Source organism: Luteimonas sp. FCS-9, from assembly GCF_001014645.1.
Taxonomy (GTDB): domain Bacteria; phylum Pseudomonadota; class Gammaproteobacteria; order Xanthomonadales; family Xanthomonadaceae; genus Luteimonas.
This window is the reverse complement of the sequence record NZ_LASZ01000011.1, coordinates 61,107-80,091: the sequence shown is the minus strand read 5'-3', so window position 1 is coordinate 80,091 and position 18,985 is coordinate 61,107. Positions and strand designations below refer to the sequence as shown.

Here is an 18,985-nt window from a genome sequence, read left to right as displayed (position 1 = left end):
CCCGGTTCCGGCGATGCCGCCACCCGTCATCGCCCCGGCAGGGGATCGATCCTGCTGCACCGTCGCACGACCGTGCGATCTCCTCGCCGCCGCGCCTTCCGCCACGGGCGGCGCCCGACCGCGCTGCCGGTGCCATCGACGCGATGCGGGCCGCCCGCATCCCTGCGAGGAGAGACGCCCATGCAACCCAACACGCTCGCCCGGCAACTCGAACTGAGCCTGGGCCATTACCTGCCGACCGTCCTGGGCGCGATCGCTGTCCTGGTGGTCGGCCTGATCGTCGCGCTGTTCGTACGCGGCCTGATCCGCAGCGGCCTGACCCGCCTGCGCCTCAACGAACGCGTCAACGCGCAGACCGCCTCGCAGATCGACATCGTGCGGGTGGCCGCATCGATCGGGTTCTGGTTCGTCATCATCATCGCGTTGATCGGCGTGTTCAGCGTGCTGCGCTTCGACGGCCTCTACGGGCCGTTCTCGGCGCTCGTGGCCGAGGTCATGCTCTACCTGCCCAGGATCATCCTCGCCGGCGTGCTCGCGCTGGTCGCCTGGCTGCTGGCGACGGTGCTGCGCGCGGGCATCAACCGGTTGATGGCGGCCGGGCGGTGGGACGAGAAACTGTCCGAGTCGGCCGGCGTGCGACCGATCTCGGCCGTGCTCGGCGACGTCGTCTACTGGCTGGTGCTGCTGTTGTTCCTGCCGGCGATCGTCGGCGCGCTGCGCGTCGAGGGGCTGATGGCGCCGCTGTCGCAGATGACCGCGCAGGTCACTTCGATGCTGCCCAACGTCTTCGCCGCGGTCGTGATCGGACTGGTCGGCTGGCTCGTCGCCAAGGTGCTCCGCGGCCTGGTGACCAACCTGCTGGCCGCAACCGGCATCGACCGCTTCAGCAACCGCGAGCAGGTGACCGAGGGCGTGCGCCTGTCGCAGCTGGGCGGCACGCTGGCCTTCATCCTGGTCATCGTGCCGACGCTGATCGCCGCGCTCGATGCGCTCGCGATCCGCGCGATCTCCGAGCCGGCCGGCGAGATGCTCGGGCTGTTCCTGACCGCGGTGCCCAACATCCTGGCCGCGGCGCTGATCCTGATCGTCGCCTGGTTCCTGGGCCGGTTCGTCGCCGGCCTGCTGACCCGCCTGCTGGAGAACCTCGGGTTCGACCGGCTGCCCGCGCGCCTGGGGCTGGGCGACGCGTTCGGCACGACGCCGGCCACGCCCGCGCCGGTGGACGCGGCGCTGGCGACGGCCGACCCGATCGCCGCGGCTGGCGCGCCCGGGCCGGGGCGGCCGATCGACACCACGCCGATCCCGCCGGTCTCGCCGGTGACCGTGCCGCGGGCCGGCGACGGCCTGTCCGCCTTCGTGGGCCGTGTCGCCCTGTTCTTCATCCTGCTGTTCGCGACCGTCGAGGCCGCGCACCGGCTGGGCTTCAGCGGCGTGCGCGACCTGCTGGCGACGTTCATCGCCTTCGGCGGCGACATCCTGCTCGGCGGCGTGATCCTGGTCGTGGGCTACTGGCTGGCCGACCTCGCCGCGCGCGCGATCCAGCGTGCCAATCCCGGCCACGCCGTCGGGCTGTCGCGCATCGCCCGCGTCGCGATCCTGGGCCTGGTGATCGCGATGGGCCTGCGCGCGATGGGCATCGCCGACGACATCGTCAACCTCGCGTTCGGCCTGGTGCTGGGCGCGGTGGCGGTCGCCGTCGCGCTGGCCTTCGGCCTCGGCGGACGCGAGGCGGCCGGCAAGGTCGCCGACCGTTGGGCCCGGGCGTACCTGGACCGCCGCGACGACGGCCCGCTGCCCTAGGCGTCCTTCACCGCGCTGCGCGCGATGCGCCCCATCGGATGCGTCGGCGTGGCGCGCGCCCGTCGCCGCGGCATGCCACGTGCCGGCGCCGGTCACGGCGCCGGCCCGGACGCAGCAGGCCGGGGCGGGCCCGGCGGTTCGTCGTCGCGCACCCGCAGGAAGCGCGCGAACCGCGGCAGCCCGGTGCTGGTGACGCCGGTATGGCGATAGGTCACCCAACTGCCGATCGCGGGCGGGTCGGCACGCTGCGCATCGCGCAGGCCGCTGCCGATGCGGAAGCGCCGGCCGTCGGAATGCTCGACGACGAGCGCGCCCACCATGCCGGCGTACTTGCCCCGGCCCGGGGTGTGGCCGACGACCCGCGCCTCGGCGTCGTCGAACGGCTTGAGCTTGCGCAGCGAAGGGCTGCGGCCGCCACCGTAGCGGGCGTCGCGGTGATGCAGCATCAGGCCTTCGCCGCCGCCGGCGACGACGTCCGCCAGCCGCGCGTCGAGCGCGGCCCGTGACGCCAGCCGCGCCTGCACGACGGCATCGAGCTGCGGATGCGCGGTATCGGCGACCAGCCGCCGCATCGCCGCGACGCGTGCGGAGAACGGACCGGGATGGGCGGGCAGGTCGAACACCATGAACCGCAGGGCGTGCCAGCGCGGGTCAGACGGATCGGCGCCGCGCACCAGCGCGCTCGCGTCCTCGAACCGGCCGCGCGCGATCCACAGTTCGCCGTCCATCGGCACCGCGGGCCAGCCGTGCGTGAACGCGTCCGGCGCCGCGATGCGATGGCCGCCGCGCGTCCACAGCGCCCGGCCGTCCCAGCGCCCGCGCACACCGTCGAGCTTCTCGCTGACGTAGTAGGCGCCGACATCGATCTCGCCGTGCAGCTCGGTCGCGAGCATGAGGTTGCCGGGTGCGGGCTGCGCCGGGGCGGTACCCGGCAGGCAGCCGGCGCACAGCAGAATCAGGACGGACAGGCGGATCGGCAACGGCATCGGAATGCTCCGGCAACGGCGTGCCGCCAGCATCGGTCCGGCCGTGGGGCGCGGGCATCGGCCGGGCGGCCGCGCGCGTGTCGGCATCGGCCGCGTCGCGGGGTCGGCGACCGGCCATCGGCAAGTGCGCTGCCGGTGCCGGGCTGTCCGTCGGCGGCGATTCGCGGTCAACACGCTGCGCCCGGGCCCGCGTGTCGCGCCCGGCAGGCCTCAGAACGGCAGCGTCAGATCCGGTTCGACCGCGAGCAGGCGCTCGCGGAACAGCTGCTGGATCCGCGCCAGGGCCGGCGCGTCGTCGGCATCGAAGCGCAGCACCAGCACCGGGGTCGTGTTCGACGCACGCACCAGGCCCCAGCCATCGGGCCAGTCCGCGCGCAAGCCATCGATCGTCGACAGCCGGGCGCCGTCGAACGCGGCCTGCGCCAGGAATCGGGCCACGAACGCATGCGGATCGCCGCCGGGCACCTCGACCTTGAGCTCGGGTGTCGACACGCCGGCCGGCAGTGCGTCGAGCGTGGCGGTCGGATCGGCATGCAGCGCGAGGATCTCCAGCAACCGCGCCGCGGCGTAGATGCCGTCGTCGAAGCCGAACCAGCGCTCGGCGAAGAAGAAGTGGCCGCTCATCTCGCCGGCCAGCTCGGCGCCGGTCTCGCGCATCTTGGCCTTGATCAGCGAGTGGCCCGTCTTCCACATCAACGGGCTGCCGCCATGGCGCAGCACGTGGCCGGTCAGCCGCCCGGTGCATTTGACGTCGTGGACGATCATCGCGCCGGGGTTGCGTTCGAGCAGGTCGGCCGCGAACAGCATCAGCAGGCGGTCGGCATCGATCGTCGCACCGGTCGCGGTGATCACGCCCAGCCGGTCGCCGTCGCCGTCGAACGCGACGCCCAGGTCGGCGCCGACGCGCTGCACGGCATCGATGAGGTCGGCCAGGTTGCGCGGTTCGCTCGGGTCGGGATGGTGGTGCGGGAAGGTGCCGTCGATCTCGCAGTGCAGCGCGACCACGTCGGCGCCGATCGCCTCGAGCACGCGCGGGCCCAACTCGCCCGCCGCGCCATTGCCGGCGTCGACGACGACCTTCAGCGGCCGTGCGATCTGGATGTCGTCGGCGATGCGCCGGACGTAGTCGTCGGCCACGTCGCGTTCGACCAGGCCGCCCGGCACCGGCGCGGCGTACAGCCGGTCGGCGGCGATGCGCGCGTGCAGGTCGGCGATCGCCTCGCCCGACAGCGTGTCGCCGCCGACGACGATCTTGAAGCCGTTGTACTCGGGCGGGTTGTGGCTGCCGGTGACCGACACGCAGCATCCGGTGCGCAGGTGGTAGGCGGCGAAGTAGGTCAACGGCGTCGGCACCAGGCCGATGTCGACCACGTTGCGCCCGCTCGCGCGCAGCCCCGCGACGAGGCCGGCGATGAGCTCGGGGCCCGACAGCCGGCCGTCGCGACCGACGACGATCTCGTCGAGGTCGCGCTCGTGCATCAGCGTGCCGATCGCGCGACCGATGCGTTCGGCGGCGCCGGCATCGAGCGAGCGCCCGACGATGCCGCGGATGTCGTAGGCTCGGAAGATGCCGGCATCCAGCCCGGGCGGTGCCGGGCGTGGCGCAGCGGTCCGTGCGGGCGTCGGTGCGTCGCGGTCGTTGCGGTCCGCAGCCAGCGATTGGGCCAGCGTCGGCGCGGCGTCGGGCTCGGCGCCGGCGTCCTGCGTCCATCGTCGCCGTGGCAGCGCCCAGGCGGCCCAGGCCAGCGCCAGCAGCGCGATCGCGAGCGCGAACAGCGGCAGCGCCCGGAGCCCGAACGGGGGCGCGCCGACGTGCGGCGCGGCCGCGACGATCCGCAATTGCGTGCCGGGCACCGGTCGGCCCAGGCGCTCGGCGACGTTCGACAGCGCGGCCTCGCCGCGCGCCAGGATCGTGTGGCTGCCCTGGCGCAGCGCGACGTAGGTCGCCGGGTCGACCTCCGCGGCCGCCAGGCCCGCGGTCGCATGGTCGAGCGGAAGCTCGACGATCGCCACGCCCGCCAGCCGCTCGCCCGCGCGCGCCGGCGCGGTGACCAGCACCCGCGGCCCGGGCGGGCCACCGGCGACCGTCAGCACCGGCGCGCCGGCGGCGAGCGCGCCCTCGAGCGCTGCCAGCCGGCCGAAGCGGCCGTCGCCGAGCGCGTCGTACTCGCTGCGCAGGTCGCGCGGCACCACCGCGGCGGCGGTCGCGCCCGGCCAGCCGTCGCCGAGGGACGTGCCTGCGGCGGTGAGGTCGCCGGCGGCGAGCGCGCGCTGCACCGGTGCGCTGGCCAGGCGCTCGCCCATGCGCCGCAGCTCGGCCTGCAGCGCCTGCGACGTCGCATCGACCGCCGCGTCGCGTGCCTGCTCGACGCTGGCGCCGCGCTGTCCGGCCTGCAGCTGCCGCACCCCGTGCCAGGCGCACCACAGGGCCAGCAGCGCCAGCACGGCGGCCAGCGCCGGGGCCGCGGGCCGCAGCTGCGCCATCAGTTCGCGTGTCCGCTGCGGATCCTTCTCGCGCATCGCCTACCCCTATCAGCGCACGCCCGAATGCCCGAATCCCCCGGCCCCGCGCGCGGTGTCCACGAACGTATCCACCACGTTGAGCGTGGCGCGCACGACCGGCAGCAGCACCAGCTGCGCGATCCGGTCGCCCGGCTCGATGGTGAAGGCATCCTTGCCGCGATGCCAGACGCTGATCATCAGCGGCCCCTGGTAGTCGGCGTCGATCAGGCCGGTGCCGTTGCCCAGCACGATGCCGTGCTTGTGGCCCAGCCCCGAGCGCGGCAGCACGACCGCGCACAGGCCCGGATCGCCGATGTGGATCGCCAGGCCCGAGGGCACCAGCGCGACATCGCCGGGCAGCAGCGCCAGCGGCTCGTCGAGCGCGGCGCGCAGGTCGAGGCCGGCGCTGCCCTCGGTGGCGTAGGCGGGCAGCGGCCACTGCTGCCCGAAACGGGCATCGAGCACGCGGACGTCGAGGATGTGGCTCATGGCGGCTCCGGAACGAGGCGTTGGGCGATCAGCGCGACCAGCTCGGCCGCGATCGCGGTCTTGGGGCCGGGCCCGAACCGGCGCTGGCCGGCCGCGTCGTGCACCAGCAGTGTGTTGTCGTCGCCCTCGAACCCGCTGCCGGCGATGCCGACGCGGTTGGCCGCGACCAGGTCGACGCGCTTGGCGGCGAGCTTATGGCGGGCGTTGCCGTCGACGTCGTCGGTCTCGGCGGCGAAGCCGACGACCAGCCGCGGGCGGCGCGCATCGGCGGCGAGCTCGGCGAGGATGTCGCGCGTGCGCACCAGGTGCAGCGTCAGGCCATCTTCGCCGGGGCGCTTCTTGATCTTCGAGGGCGCGACCTGGGCCGGGGTGAAGTCGGCGACCGCGGCCGCGCCCACGTAGACGTCGGCCGGCAACGCGTCGAACACCGCCGCGTGCATCTGTGCGGCCGAGCGTACGTCCACGCGCGCCACGCCGTCGGGCGTGGGCAGGTGCACCGGGCCGGCGACCAGCAGCACGTCGGCGCCGGCGCGCGCTGCCGCGGCAGCGACCGCGAAGCCCATCTTGCCGCTGCTGCGATTGCCCAGGAACCGCACCGGGTCGAGGTCCTCGTAGGTCGGACCGGCGCTCACGACCATGCGACGGCCGGCGAGGGACGCGCTCATGCCGGCAGCGCCGCGACGATCGCCGCCGGCTCGGCGAGCCGGCCGGGGCCCGATTCGCCCTCGGCCAGCGGGCCGTCGTCCGGGCCCACGACCTGCGCGCCGCGCTCGCGCAGCAGCGCGAGGTTGGCCTGCGTGGCCGGGTGCAGCCACATGCGGTGGTTCATCGCCGGGCACACGGTCAGCGGCGCGGTCGTCGCCAGGCACAGCGTGGTCACCAGATTGTCGGCGAAGCCGTGGGCGAGCTTGGCCAGGGTGTTCGCGGTCGCCGGCGCCACGACCACGCGCGTGGCCCAGCGCGCCAGTTCGATATGCCCCATCGCGGCCTCGGCGCTGGGATCCCACAGCGTGGTGCGCACCGGCTCGCCGGACACCGCCTGGAACGTCGCGGCCGAGACGAACCGCTGCGCGCCGTCGGTCATCGCCACGCGTACCTGGGCCCCGGCATCGCGCAGCCGCCGGACGAGATCGGCCGCCTTGTAGGCGGCGATGCCGCCGCACACGCACAGCAGGATGCGCTGCCCATGCAGCGAGGTCGACGCGCCAGCCATGCTCGGGGAAGCCCTACCGGAAAATCGAACGACAGCTTACCCGAAGCCGCGTGGGCCGCCGGCTGCGCGCGTCGTCGCCGGGACGCTGCAATACAGGTCCCGCCGGCACCGGCGGCCTGCCTCCCCGGAACGCCCCTCGTCGCGTCCGCCGCCGGTGCCGGCTTCCACACGGAAGCGACCATGCACATATCGAAATGGCCCAAGAGCGAGCGACCGCGCGAAAAACTCTTTGCGCGCGGCGCCGGTGCCCTGTCGGACGCGGAGTTGCTGGCGATCTTCCTGGGCTCGGGCCTGCGCGGCATGGACGCAGTGGCGACCGGCCGCCGTCTGCTCAAGGACCACGGCTCGCTGCGCGCGCTGCTCGAACGCGGGCCGCAAGGGCTCGCGCAACTGCCGGGCCTGGGGATGGCGCGCGCCAGTTGCCTGAGCGCCGCGCTCGAAGTGGGCAACCGGGTGCTGGCCCAGACCCTCGAACGCGGCGAGACGATCACCGATCCCGGCACCGCCGGTCGCTACTTCACCCAGCGCCTGCGCGGCCTGCCCCACGAAGTCTTCGCCGTGCTCTACCTCGACGCCCGGCACCGTGCGCTGGCGTTCGAGGAAGTGTTCCAGGGCACGATCGACAACGCCGAGGTGTATCCGCGTGAACTCGCACGGCGCGCGCTCGCGCACAACGCCGCGGCCATCATCGTCGGCCACAACCATCCCAGCGGCAGCAACCGCCCGAGCGGCGCCGACCGCACGGTGACCAGCACAATCCGCCAGGCGCTGTCGCTGGTCGACGTGCGCGTGCTCGACCACTTCGTCATCGGCGATGGCGAGGCGGTGTCGCTGGCCGCGACCGGCTGGATGTGAGGCCGGTGCCATGCGCGCGACCGCGTCCGCCCGACACGGCAGGCTCGCGATCCGCAGGCCGCGCTTGCACAATGGCGCGATGCCCGTTCCCGATCTCCCGTCCACCGCGGCCTGCCCCTGCGGCCGCCGCCTGTCCTTCGCCGAATGCTGCGGCGTCTTCCATGCCGGCACGCCGGCGCCCGATGCCGAAACGCTGATGCGCGCGCGCTACAGCGCCTACGTCCGCCACGATGCCGACTACCTGTGGGCGAGCTGGCATCCGCGCACGCGGCCCGCCGATCTCGACCTCACCGGCCCGCAGCCGGTCTGGCTGGGCCTGGACGTGCTCGCGTCCGATGCGCTCGGCGACGACCGCGCCGAAGTCGAGTTCGTCGCGCGCTACCGCGTGGGCGGCGGCAGTGCGGTGCGCATGCGCGAACGCAGTCGTTTCGTGCGCGAGGACGGCCACTGGTACTACGTCGACGGCGACGTGGCATAAGGCCGGACCCGGCGCGTGGTGCTCGCCGTCGCGTGCCGCGTCGCCGCACCGCTGGCCGCTGAGCCACGCATGAAACCGATGCCGGTGCGACGCCCGCAGCGCGCCTGCGCTCGTGCACAGTGGCATCGCCGTCCCGTCCAGGAGCCCCGCCGATGAAGACCCGTCTCCGTACTGCCATGGTGTTCGCGCTGCTGGGCGCCGTCGGCGCCGTCTCGGCGGCCGCACCGCCGCCTCCGGCCGATGCCGCCGCGTTCGCGCGCTGCCTGGCCGGGATCCGCGGCGATGCGGCCAGGCAGGGCATTCCCGGCGAGGCCTTCGACCGCCTGACCGCCGACCTGCAGCCGGACATGAGCGTGCTGCCGCTGCTCGACGCCCAGCCCGAGTTCACCACGCCGCTGTGGGACTACCTGGCCGGGCTGGTGGACGAGCAGCGCGTGACCGATGGCCGCGCGATGCTGGCCGAGCACCGCGACCTGCTGGCGCGGGTGGCCGCGCAGCACGGCGTCGATGCCGAGACGGTCGTCGCGGTCTGGGGCGTGGAGAGCGACTACGGCCGTATCTCGGGCAAGCGACCGCTGCGCGTGTCGCTGGCGACGCTGGCCTGCAACGGCCGCCGCCAGCCGTTCTTCCGCGGCGAATTCCTCGCGCTGCTCAAGTTGTTGCACGCCGGCGACCTGCGCGATCCCGGCCTGACCGGGTCCTGGGCCGGCGCGTTCGGCCACACCCAGTTCATGCCGAGCACCTACGCGCGCATCGCCGTGGACTTCGACGGCGACGGGCGCCGCGACCTGGTCGACAGCATCCCCGACGCGCTGGCCTCGACGGCGCACTACCTCGCGCGCGCCGGCTGGCGGACCGGCCAGCCCTGGGGCTACGAGGTCAGGCTGCCGGCCGGATTCGCGATCGCGCAGGCCGGGCGCACGAACCGACGGCCGGTGTCCGACTGGGCCGCGCGCGGCATCGTGCGCGTCGACGGCGGCGCATTGCCGGCCGGCGACACGCGCGCCGCGGTGATCGCGCCCACCGGCGCGACGGGGCCGGCGTTCCTGGTGCTGCGCAACTACGACGCCATCTACTCGTACAACGCGGCCGAGAGCTACGCGCTGGCGATCGCGCTGCTGGCCGACCGGCTGCGCGGCGGCACGGGGCTCGTCGCGGCATGGCCGACCGACGATCCGGGCCTCTCGCGCGCCCAGCGCCGGGAACTGCAGACGCTGCTGGTGGCGCGCGGCCACGACATCGGCGAGGTCGACGGCATGATCGGCACCGCGACGCGACGCGCGATCCAGGCCGAGCAGCGCCGGCTGGGGCTGTCGCCCGACGACGGTCGTGCGGGGCGCCGCATCCTCGACGCACTGCAGGCCGGGCGCTAGCGTCTCCGCCGGGCGTTCCGGTCACTCGGTGCGACGATAGCGCCCGTCGAAGTCCGCAGCGTCGCTGCACAGCGCGAAGTCGGTCGCGACGAGCGCATCGCCGCCGTCGAAGCGGACGGTCACCGTCGCGGGCGCGCGCTGCAGGTCGGCGGCGGTCACCGACATCGTCTCGCCCTCGAACGGCAGCACGTCGGCCGCGATGCCCCCGTCCTGCAACGGGCCGCGCGCATGCAGCTCGCAGTCGGCGGCCGCACCCGCGCCGTCGACCGCCGCGCCGCCGCCGCGCAGGATCACGTCCCACTGTGCGCCGTCCGCGGCCGGTCCCAGTTCGAGCTCGGCGGTGTGCAGGCCCTGCAGCGCGTAGCGCCCGGACCGCTTTGGTGTCGCTGCCGTCGCACCCGGATCGGCGTCGCCGGCACGCGCATCCGCCGGCGCCGGGGGCGCGACGCCTGACCCGGCTGGCTGCTGCGGAGCGGCCTGGGCGTAGACGGCGACCGCGAGCGCCGCGCAGGCGGCCATCGGGAGGAGGGCTCGACGCATCGGGATGGCTCCATCGGCTGTCATCGGGCCGGCACGATAGCCGGCGCGCCGTCGTCGCCGCATCAGCGCCGGACTCGCGGACGTGTCGGACCTGCGCACCTGCCGTGGCGCGGCCTGGACGCGAAACCGTGACCGGAGTCGCGCTGCGGCGCACCCGACCTGGGGTCGGCACCAGCTGACCCGCGGGCGCCGAGGGGCCAGCATCGGGGCATGTCCGATCCGGGAGACATCCGATGAGCGATGGCAGCGACGGCGTCGGCGGCGCCGGCAGTGGGAACGGCGCAGGCGGGCTCGACGGCGGCGCGGCCGCCAGCGATGCGCTCGGCGCCGCGGCCGATGCGCTCGGTGCGGCGGTCGATGCGCTCGGCGAGGCGATCGGCAACGCGCTCGGCACCGCGACCGATGCGCTGGGCCTCGACAACGCGCTCGACGGCCTGGCCGGCGCGCTCGGCATCGATGCCAAGGACCTGCAGGGCATCGTCGGGGCCGCAGTGGTCGGCATGCTCACCGGCGGCCTGCCCGGCGCGGTCGTGGGCGTGGTGAACGGGCTGGTCGGCGGCAGCCTCGGCGAGGTCGCACGCGACGCGATCGCCGAGAACGTGCCGGCGGCGATGCAGCCGCTGGCGAACCTGGCAGTGGACCAGCTGACCCGTGGGATCCCCGGTGCCGGCGCCTCGGTGCAGGACGCACTGGCCGGCCTGGCCAGCGGCGCGCTGACCAACGGCCGTGCGCCGGACATCGGCGACATCGGCGCGATCGCGCGTTCGCTCAGCGACGTGCGCGCCGCGGCAGGCGAGGTGATGGGCGGCATCGCCCGCGGCGACTTCGGCAGCGCGGCCGATGCGGTGTCCGCGCTCGACCGCGATTTCGGCGGCGCGCTGGCGCAGGCGCGCGATGTCGCGGCGGGCGTCGCCGGTTCGCTGGCCCAGGGCCAGACGGCCTATGCCAGCGGCGGCCACGGCCGCTTCGGCGATGCGGTCGAGCAGCTGGCCGTCGATGTCGGCCGGCTGGTCGCCAGCCGCCGCTGAGCCCGGCGCGCGTCGGAGGACGCAGGGCCGCAGGCGCCGGCCTTGCACCGGTATCGCGGCCCTGCGATCGTCGGGCCGGTCATCCGAACGAGTCACGACCCATGCGCACCCTGTGGATCCTGGCAGCGGCACTGCCGCTCGCCGCCTGCGGCACGACGGACTATCGCGACACCAACGCCGCAGTCGATGCCGACCCGTTGTGCGCCAGCCGGCCCGACCGGCCGGGCGAGCCGGTGTCGCGCGATTGCGAACGCTACAGCGAGGGACGCTGGAGCAGCCGGCCCGAGCCGCAACCGGTCGACTTCCGCAAGCGCGACGATCGCTGACCGCGATCGCCGCGCCGCGGCGTTAGCCGCAGCGGAATCCGGTGATCCGGCCCTCGGCGTCGAGGTCGATGTTCAACCGGTCCTCGCGGAAATCCAGCGTCACCGCGTCGCCCGGGCCGATCGCGCGGTGCTGCCGGGCGCCGGCGTCCTGCCTGGCCTTCTCGTAGAGCGCCTCGCTGCCGGGCTGGCCGATCAGGCCCTGGACGGCCTCGGTATCGCAGGGCGTGACCCCGGCGACGCTTTCGGCCGGGGGGTCGCCGGCTGCCGCCTCGGTCTCGATCGCACTGCCGGCACCGGTGTCGGCGTCGGCGACGTCGGCCGCGGGCGGTTCCTCCTCGAAGCCCTCGTCGTGCGCGGGTGTGCAGGCGGCCAACGCGAACGCCGGCACCAGCAGGGCGGCCAGCAGGGGCCGGGGCAGCGGAACGCGGATGCGTCGGGACATGGAAAACTCCTGTCGGGGGACCGTCGTCCACTGTATCCGGTGGCAGGGGCTCCGGCCAGTTGCGGCATGATGGCCCGACCCCACGTCCGGATCCTGCCGATGCCCCGAAGCGCCGCCCCCCTCGCCATCCTGTCCCTCGCCCTGGCGCTGTCGCTCGCCGGCCCGCCCGCGCAGGCGCAGACCGCGCCGGTCGCTGCCGCACCGGCCGCCGCCGCCGACGTGCCCGGTGGCGGCATCGTCGCGGACAATCTCGCGCGCCATCTGTCGGTGCTGGCTTCGGACGAGTTCGAGGGCCGCGCGCCGACCACCGAGGGCGAGCGCAGGACGATCGCCTACCTCACCGAGCAGTTCGCGCAGGCCGGGCTGTCGGCGGGCGGCGACGACGGCGGCTGGACCCAGGCGGTCGAACTCGGGCGCAGCGCGATCGCCGGCCCGGTCGAGGCACGGCTGCGCGTCGGCGGCCAGGCACGGGCGCTGGCGAACGGCGACGACATCGCGGTCGAGACCCTGCGTTCGGGCGGGCGCGTGGACCTTGCCGACCTGCCGGTCGTGTTCGCCGGCTACGGCATCACCGCGCCCGAGCTCGACTGGGACGACTACGCCGGCCTCGACGTCGCCGGCAAGCTGGTCGTGGTGCTGATCAACGACCCGGACTTCGAGACCGAGGCGCCGGGCCGCTTCGGCGGGCGCGCGCTGACCTGGTACGGCCGCTGGACCTACAAGTACGAGGAGGCCGCGCGGCGCGGTGCGGCGGGCGTGTTGATCGTCCACGAGACCGAACCGGCGTCGTACCCGTGGGCGACGGTGCGCAACGGCCGCGCCGGCCCGCAGTACGACATCGTCCGCGCCGATGCCCAGGCCCATCACCTGCCGATGCGTGGCTGGATGCAGCACGAGGTCGCGGTGCGGCTGTTCGCCGATGCCGGGCTCGACTTCGAGGCCGAGAAGCGGCGCGCGCAGCAGCCCGGTTTCCGCGGCGGCGCGCTCGGCGACGCGCGCCTGGACATCGCCTTCGACGTGCGCCGCGAACGCGTGACCAGCCATAACGTCGTCGGCGTGTTGCCGGGCGCGTCGCGGCCCGACGAGACGGTGGTGCTGTCGGGCCACTGGGACAGCTTCGGCATCGGTCAGCCCGACGCGAGCGGCGATGCGATCATCAACGGCGCGGTCGACAACGCGACCGCGATCGCGTCGCTGATCGAACTGGCGCGCGTGTTCGCCGCCGGGCCGCGCCCGGCGCGCACGCTGCAGTTCATCGCGCTGACCGCCGAGGAGAACGGGCTGCTCGGCGCGACGTACTACGCGGCCAATCCGCTGCGTCCGCTCGAGACCACGGCTGCGGTGCTGAACATGGAGATGTGGAGCCCGGACGGCGAGACCCGCGACATTTCGTCTTGGGGCAACGGCCGCGTGTCGCTCGAGCGCGACCTCGTCGCCGCGGCCGCAGTCGACGGCCGCACGTGGTCGCCCGACCCGAACCTCGAGGCCGGGCTGTTCTACCGCGCCGACCATTTCGCGTTCGCCCAGGCCGGCGTGCCGGCGCTGACGATCGGTCCGGGCATGGACCAGCTCGACGGCGGCGTGGACGGCGGCAAGGCGGCGCGCGCGGACTATTTTGCGCATCGCTACCACCAGCCCGGTGACGCGTTCGATGCGAGCTGGGACATGGCGGGGCCGACCGCCGACACGCGCACGGTCTACCGCCTGGCGGCAGCGCTCGCGAACTCGGCCGACTGGCCGCAGTGGGACGCCGACAGCGAATTCCGCGCGCGGCGGGTCGTCAGCGACGATGCACGGGGCGCAGCCTCGCGCTGACGGTGTGTCGGTGCCCCCTGCGCGCGTAGCGCCTCGAACGCGTTGCCTGGCCGGGCTGAGACCGGCATCGCGCGTCCTGCGCGTCGCCGAATTGGGGAGAAGACCAACAAAAAGCCGCCCGTGACAGCACGGGCGGCAAGACCGGTTGGAGAGAGAGCGCGCCTGCTGCGCGTCGAACCGGATCAGGCGGGACCGGCGATCAGATCTCGGTCGTCGAATCCTGGTTGTCGGTCGGTGGGGTAGCCGGCGGTGTCGTGGTCGGATCGGTCGGCGGCTGCATCGTGGGATCGGTCGGTGGCGGCATCGTCGGGTCGACCGGATCGGTCGGTGGCATCGTCGGATCGGTCGGCGGCGGCGTCATAGGATCGCTGGGCGGCGGCGTCTGCGACTCCATCGGTGGCGGTGCGGTGGCCGGGTCGGTCGGCGCCGGGCCAGTGGCCGGGGTGTCCGCGTCGTTGCTGCACGCGGTGAACGCGAAGGCCATGGCGGCCGCAAGCGGTAGGGCGATGCGACGCATGGGGAGCTCCTGTGTCGGTCGGAAGTGACACGTCCAGTCTTCCGCGCCGCGCGTGGGCGCCGCGTCGTGGTTTGCGTGGAATTGCGTTAGTTGCCGGCAATGGGCCATGTCGGGTTCAGCGTCGGCGGCCGGATTTTCCTCGGGCGTCTGCCCGTTCCCATTCAACGTCGCTCGGGCGCGCGGTCCCGCGCCGGGTCAAATAGTGTACTTGCCGGTTCAAATATGGATACGATAGCCGGCGCAGGCCACACCTCGCAGCCACGATGCCCGCCGATTCCGACACGCCCGCCCCGACTCCGACGCCAGGCGCCACCCGCGTGCGGCGCCTCGGCATCGCCATGGCGGCCGTTGCGGTCGTGCTCGTCGCGGCTTGGGGCGCGTTCGCGCTGGTCTACCAGGCTCCCTCGCCCTGGCGATGGCCGCTGCTGGCGGCCTGGCTCGCGGTGGCGGTCGCGGTGCTGGCCTCGCTGCGACCCGGCCGGGCCCGCGGTCCCGGACGCATCGCGCCGGCGGTCGGCGGCATCGCGCTGCTGATGCTGCTGGGCTGGTGGCAGACGTTGACGCCGTCGCACGCGCGGCTGTGGGCCGACGACGTCGCCCGGCTGCTCGAGGCCGACGTCGACGGCAGCCGGGTCACGCTGCGCAACGTCCGCGACTTCGACTGGCGCAGCGACGACGACTACTCCGTGCGCTGGGAGACCCGGGCCTACGATCTCGACCGCCTGGTGTCGGCCGACCTGATCCTGTCGTACTGGATGGGCCCGCACATCGCGCACACGCTGGTCTCGTTCGGCTTCGACGACGGCCGGCAGCTGGTGTTCTCGCTGGAGATCCGCAAGGAACGCGACGAGGCGTTCTCGGCCGTGGGCGGCTTCTTCCGGGAGTTCGAGACCGTGCTGGTGGCCGCCGACGAGCACGACATCGTGCGCGTGCGCAGCAACGTGCGCGGCGAGGACGTCTATCTCTACCGGCTCGACGTGCCGCCGGCGCAACTGCGCGAGGTGTTCCTGGGCTACCTCGACGAGGCGGCGCGCATCCGGCGGCAGCCACGGTTCTACAACACGCTGACCAGCAACTGCACGACGATCGTGTTCGAACTGGCGCGGCGCATCGCGCCCACGCTGCCGCTCGACTACCGGCTGCTGCTGTCGGGCCATTTCGACGGCTACGCCTACGACCACGAGGGCCTGGTGCCGGGCTACGACCTGGCCACGCTGCGCGCGGCCGGTCGCATCACCGCGCGCGCCCGTGCCTTCGACGGGCCGGCGGCCGAGTTTCCGCACGCGATCCGGCGTGGCGTGCCCGGCGTCGCGACGGCCGGGGCTGCGCCATGAGCGGGCGTCTCCACGGCTGGGCGTGGCGCGCGGTCGTCGCCGCGTTGCTGGTGGCCGGGCTCGGCGGCTGCGCGATCCTGCGCGAGTTCGGCCCGTCGGTTGCCGTCGCGCCGATGACGCCCGGCGAGACCATCGCGCTGCAGCGCGGCGACATCCTGACGACCGGTCGCCTCAGCGCCGCGACCGCGCAGACGATCCGCGTCGCCGGGCTCGATGCCGACGCCTGCGCGCAGCCGTCGGTCGACTGCATCCGCGCGCTGCCGGATGTGGACGGCATCGCCGACGAGCGGCGGCTGTCGGCGATGTCGGAACTGTGGCTGCAGCAGGCGCTGGCACTGCCGCGCCCGGAAGCCGGCGCGGCCGTCGATCCGGCGACCGCGGACGCCCGCCTGCAGGCGCTGCTCGAGGCCGCGCGCCACGCCTACGCCTACCTGTTCCACACCGCCCGCACGCCCGGCGAGCGCGCGTTCGAGGACCGCCAGACCCAGGTCCGCGACTGGTACAACCAGGCGGTGCAGGAAGCGTCGACGCAGCTGTTCGACACCCGCATCCGCAGCGCGTCGCCGGCCGGCGATCCCGCCGACACCGGCCCGGTCGAGGCCGCCGGCTGGACGCTGCACCTCGACATGGCCGGCGTGCGCCTGCCCGAGGGCACGACGATGCCGCAGGAACTGCTGCCGGCGTCGTCGCTGGCGTTCCAGGGCCTGCGCAGCATCTACCGGCGCGACGGCTTCGGCGCCGAACTGGTCGCGGTGATGGCCGACGATCCGGTCGCGGTCGTCGCGCCGGTGGTGCCCGACGCCGGCGACGCGCCGGCCAGGCGGCGGCCGCCGCCGGCGTGGAGCGAGATGCCCTCGCCGAGCCTGACGGTGCTGTTCCGCTTCCCGGGCGAGGACGCGGCGGCGGTGCTGGCCATGCGCGAGGTGCAGGTCAGCGCGCACGATCCCTATGTCGAGGACACGATCGCGCTGCGCGGCCAGGCCGTGCCGCTGGCGGCGAACTTCAGCGCCGGCTACGGGCTGTGGCTGGCGCGCTCGGGCTTCGCGGTGCAGTCGCTGCGCACGCTGCTGGGCCGCGAGCGCGGCATCGAGCGCCCGCACCTGTACCTGATGCAGCCCTACGACCCGCAGCGCAGGATCGTGCTGATGCTTCACGGCCTAGCGAGCAGCCCGGAGGCCTGGGTCAACGTCGCCAACGAGATCATGGGCGACGAGGCGCTGCGGCAGAACTACCAGGTCTGGCAGGTCTACTACCCGACCAACATGCCGATCGCGTTGAACCAGGCGGAGATCCGCCGGCTGGTGCTCGAGACGCTGGCGCACTTCGATCCGGGCGGGCAGGCGCCGGCCTCGCGCGACATCGTGCTGGTCGGCCACAGCATGGGCGGGGTGATCGCGCGGCTGCTGGTGTCCTCGTCGGGCGATGCGCTGTGGAACGCGGTCACCGAGTCGCGCGAACTCGATCCGGCGCGGCTGGCGCGGATCCGCCCGCGGCTCGAGCCGATGCTGCGCTTCGAGCCGCTGCCGCAGGTCGGGCGCGCGGTGTTCATCGCCGCCCCGCACCGCGGCACCGAGGTCGCCGGGAGCCGGCTCGGGCGCTGGATGTCGCGGCTGGTTCGGTTGCCGCTGACGCTGCTCGAGGGCTTCGGCGACGTGATCCAGGCGCTGGCCGGCGACGACGCCCGCGGGCGCGACGCGCGTTCGCCAAACAGCATCGACAACCTGTCCCAGGACGATCCGTTCGTGCGCGCAGCCGCGCAACTGCCGATCGCGCCCGCGGTGCGGCTGCATTCGATCGTGGCCCGGCGCAGCGGCGAGGGCGCGCTGGCCGACAGCGACGACGGCCTGGTGCCCTACCGCAGCGCCCATCTGCCCGGCGCGCTGTCGGAGAAGGTCATCGTCTCGGGCCACAGCGTGCAGGAGACCGCGCCGGCGATCCTGGAGATCCGGCGCATCCTGCACGAGGACCTGGCCGGTCGCACGGACGCCGCGCCCGCGCAGCCCGCCCGCGAGGCGGTCGCGGAGCCGGGCCGGTGAGCCCGCCGCCGGTGCCGGACGCGCCGATCGTCGTCGACGCCTTCGTCAGCTTCACGCTGGCGATCCTGCTGCTGTTCGTCGGCAAGGGACTGGCGAGCCGGGTGGGGGCGCTGCGCCGCTACGGTATTCCCGAGCCGGTCGTCGGCGGCGTGCTGTGCGCGGCCGTGGTCTGCGTCCTCTACTACGCGGTCGGGCTGCGCGTGGCGTTCGAGCTCGGCGCGCGCGACCTGCTGCTGCTGTACTTCTTTGCCGCGCTGGGCCTGAACTCGAACGTGCGCGCACTGTTCTCGGGCGGCCGGCTGCTGCTGGTGCTGGTGCTGCTCGCGTCGGGATTCATGGTGCTGCAGAACGGAGTCGGCATGGCGCTGGCAGCAGCGTTCGGCATGGATCCGCGCGCCGGGCTGATGGTCGGTTCGGTGGCGCTGACCGGCGGCGTCGGCACGACGCTGGCCTGGACGCCGCATTTCGTCGACACGCTGGGCATCGCGGGCGCCGGCGAACTGGGCATGGCGGCGAACATGATCGGCCTGATCGCCGCCTGCGTGATCGGTGGCCCGATCGCCGGCTGGCTGATCCGGCGCCACCCGGTGATGCCGTCGGCCGACGCGGCACTGGAGGTCGGCGCGCTCTACGGCGACGCCTCCCGCGCCCAGCTCGACTACTACGGCGTGCTGCTGGCGATGTTCTGGCTCAACGTGGCGCTGATGCTGGGCCAGGGCATCGCCGGCGTCATCGCCGCGACCGGCCTCAACCTGCCGGCCTTCGTCGGCTGCCTGCTTGCGGGGATCGCGCTGCGCGCGCTCGGCGACCTGTTCGCGCCGGACGGCGGCCGGCTGTGGCGATTCGAGGCGATGCGGCCGGGCATCGCGCTGATCTCCGACATCAGCCTGGGGTTGTTCCTGACGATGGCGTTGATGGGCCTGCAGCTGTGGGCGCTGCAGCCCATGCTCGGATTCGTGGCCACGGCGATGGCGCTGCAGATCGCGCTGGTCGTCGCGTTCACGGTGCTGGTGGTGTTCCGCGCCGCGGGCCGTGACTACGAGGCCGCGGTGATCTGCTCGGCATTCGGCGGCATCACGCTCGGCTCGACCGCCACTGCGGTGGCGAACATGAGCGCGGTGACCCGGGAGTATGGCGCGGCGCCCCGGGCCTTCCTGGTCGTGCCACTGGTCTGCGGTTTCTTCATCGACCTGGTCAACGCGCTGGTCATCGGGCTGATGGCCCGCTGAGTCACGCCGCCAATTCCCGCCG

Annotated in this window: 16 protein-coding genes and 1 pseudogene; 10 read left to right on the top strand and 7 right to left on the bottom strand. The window is 73.9% G+C overall.

Translation table 11 applies throughout. From position 1 onward, the window contains the following. Positions 1 to 180: 180 nt before the first annotated feature. Positions 181 to 1,800: a mechanosensitive ion channel gene (locus WQ56_RS11095; RefSeq protein WP_047137169.1), complete on the top strand. Its 1,620-nt coding sequence runs from the start codon at positions 181 to 183 to the stop codon at positions 1,798 to 1,800. 92 nt (positions 1,801 to 1,892) lie between these two features. On the opposite strand, the gene WQ56_RS11090 is transcribed toward WQ56_RS11095, so the two are convergent. The 4 genes and pseudogenes from WQ56_RS11090 to coaBC all read right to left on the bottom strand — a co-directional run bounded on the left by WQ56_RS11090 (position 1,893) and on the right by coaBC (position 6,990). After that, positions 1,893 to 2,786 (bottom strand): DNA ligase, encoded by an 894-nt coding sequence (locus WQ56_RS11090; protein WP_082132360.1) that lies wholly within the window; start codon positions 2,784 to 2,786, stop codon positions 1,893 to 1,895. 210 nt (positions 2,787 to 2,996) lie between these two features. Continuing rightward, on the bottom strand, positions 2,997 to 5,306 hold the full coding sequence (locus WQ56_RS11085; RefSeq protein ID WP_082132359.1) for a phosphomannomutase/phosphoglucomutase: 2,310 nt from the start codon (positions 5,304 to 5,306) through the stop codon (positions 2,997 to 2,999). A gap of 12 nt (positions 5,307 to 5,318) precedes the next feature. Beyond that, positions 5,319 to 5,777 carry a dUTP diphosphatase gene (gene dut / locus WQ56_RS11080; RefSeq protein WP_047137167.1) on the bottom strand — a complete coding sequence of 153 codons (459 nt, stop codon included), beginning with the start codon at positions 5,775 to 5,777 and terminating at the stop codon, positions 5,319 to 5,321. Further along, positions 5,774 to 6,990: pseudogene (gene coaBC / locus WQ56_RS11075) on the bottom strand (bifunctional phosphopantothenoylcysteine decarboxylase/phosphopantothenate--cysteine ligase CoaBC). The gene dut and the pseudogene coaBC overlap by 4 nt, the downstream one beginning before the upstream one ends. Positions 6,991 to 7,170: 180 nt before the next feature. Here coaBC and radC point away from each other — a divergent pair. From radC to WQ56_RS11060, 3 genes are all read left to right on the top strand, one after another. Further along, positions 7,171 to 7,845 (top strand): DNA repair protein RadC, encoded by a 675-nt coding sequence (radC, locus tag WQ56_RS11070; protein ID WP_047137166.1) that lies wholly within the window; start codon positions 7,171 to 7,173, stop codon positions 7,843 to 7,845. 79 nt (positions 7,846 to 7,924) lie between these two features. Further along, positions 7,925 to 8,323, top strand: a complete 399-nt coding sequence (locus WQ56_RS11065; RefSeq protein ID WP_047137165.1) for a YchJ family metal-binding protein — start codon at positions 7,925 to 7,927, stop codon at positions 8,321 to 8,323. Between the two features lie 152 nt (positions 8,324 to 8,475). Then, positions 8,476 to 9,696: a lytic murein transglycosylase gene (locus WQ56_RS11060; RefSeq protein WP_231583403.1), complete on the top strand. Its 1,221-nt coding sequence runs from the start codon at positions 8,476 to 8,478 to the stop codon at positions 9,694 to 9,696. A 21-nt stretch (positions 9,697 to 9,717) separates the two neighbouring features. Here WQ56_RS11060 and WQ56_RS17745 read toward each other — a convergent pair whose 3' ends face one another. Beyond that, a complete protein-coding gene (locus WQ56_RS17745; protein ID WP_156170510.1) occupies positions 9,718 to 10,236 on the bottom strand; it encodes a hypothetical protein in 519 nt (172 codons plus the stop codon). A gap of 233 nt (positions 10,237 to 10,469) precedes the next feature. On the opposite strand from WQ56_RS17745, the gene WQ56_RS11050 reads away from it, so the two are divergent. Further along, the gene (locus WQ56_RS11050; RefSeq protein ID WP_047137163.1) at positions 10,470 to 11,264 is read left to right on the top strand and encodes a hypothetical protein; all 795 of its coding nucleotides are present in this window, start codon (positions 10,470 to 10,472) and stop codon (positions 11,262 to 11,264) included. 101 nt (positions 11,265 to 11,365) lie between these two features. Then, a complete protein-coding gene (locus WQ56_RS11045) occupies positions 11,366 to 11,590 on the top strand; it encodes a hypothetical protein (protein ID WP_047137162.1) in 225 nt (74 codons plus the stop codon). A gap of 22 nt (positions 11,591 to 11,612) precedes the next feature. On the opposite strand, the gene WQ56_RS11040 is transcribed toward WQ56_RS11045, so the two are convergent. After that, positions 11,613 to 12,032 carry an I78 family peptidase inhibitor gene (locus WQ56_RS11040; protein WP_047137161.1) on the bottom strand — a complete coding sequence of 140 codons (420 nt, stop codon included), beginning with the start codon at positions 12,030 to 12,032 and terminating at the stop codon, positions 11,613 to 11,615. A gap of 99 nt (positions 12,033 to 12,131) precedes the next feature. Between WQ56_RS11040 and WQ56_RS11035 the strand changes: the two genes are divergently transcribed. After that, positions 12,132 to 13,847: a M28 family metallopeptidase gene (locus tag WQ56_RS11035; protein ID WP_082132358.1), complete on the top strand. Its 1,716-nt coding sequence runs from the start codon at positions 12,132 to 12,134 to the stop codon at positions 13,845 to 13,847. A 199-nt stretch (positions 13,848 to 14,046) separates the two neighbouring features. On the opposite strand, the gene WQ56_RS11030 is transcribed toward WQ56_RS11035, so the two are convergent. Next, the gene (locus WQ56_RS11030) at positions 14,047 to 14,364 is read right to left on the bottom strand and encodes a hypothetical protein (RefSeq protein WP_156170509.1); all 318 of its coding nucleotides are present in this window, start codon (positions 14,362 to 14,364) and stop codon (positions 14,047 to 14,049) included. A gap of 263 nt (positions 14,365 to 14,627) precedes the next feature. Between WQ56_RS11030 and WQ56_RS11025 the strand changes: the two genes are divergently transcribed. The 3 genes from WQ56_RS11025 to gltS are packed head-to-tail and all read left to right on the top strand — an operon-like array spanning position 14,628 to position 18,963. Further along, positions 14,628 to 15,698: a DUF4105 domain-containing protein gene (locus tag WQ56_RS11025; protein ID WP_197076481.1), complete on the top strand. Its 1,071-nt coding sequence runs from the start codon at positions 14,628 to 14,630 to the stop codon at positions 15,696 to 15,698. Next, positions 15,695 to 17,734, top strand: a complete 2,040-nt coding sequence (locus WQ56_RS11020; RefSeq protein ID WP_082132357.1) for an alpha/beta fold hydrolase — start codon at positions 15,695 to 15,697, stop codon at positions 17,732 to 17,734. The genes WQ56_RS11025 and WQ56_RS11020 overlap by 4 nt, the downstream gene beginning before the upstream one ends. Continuing rightward, on the top strand, positions 17,731 to 18,963 hold the full coding sequence (gltS, locus tag WQ56_RS11015) for a sodium/glutamate symporter (RefSeq protein WP_231583402.1): 1,233 nt from the start codon (positions 17,731 to 17,733) through the stop codon (positions 18,961 to 18,963). Before WQ56_RS11020 ends, gltS begins: the two co-directional genes overlap by 4 nt. Positions 18,964 to 18,985 lie beyond the last annotated feature (22 nt).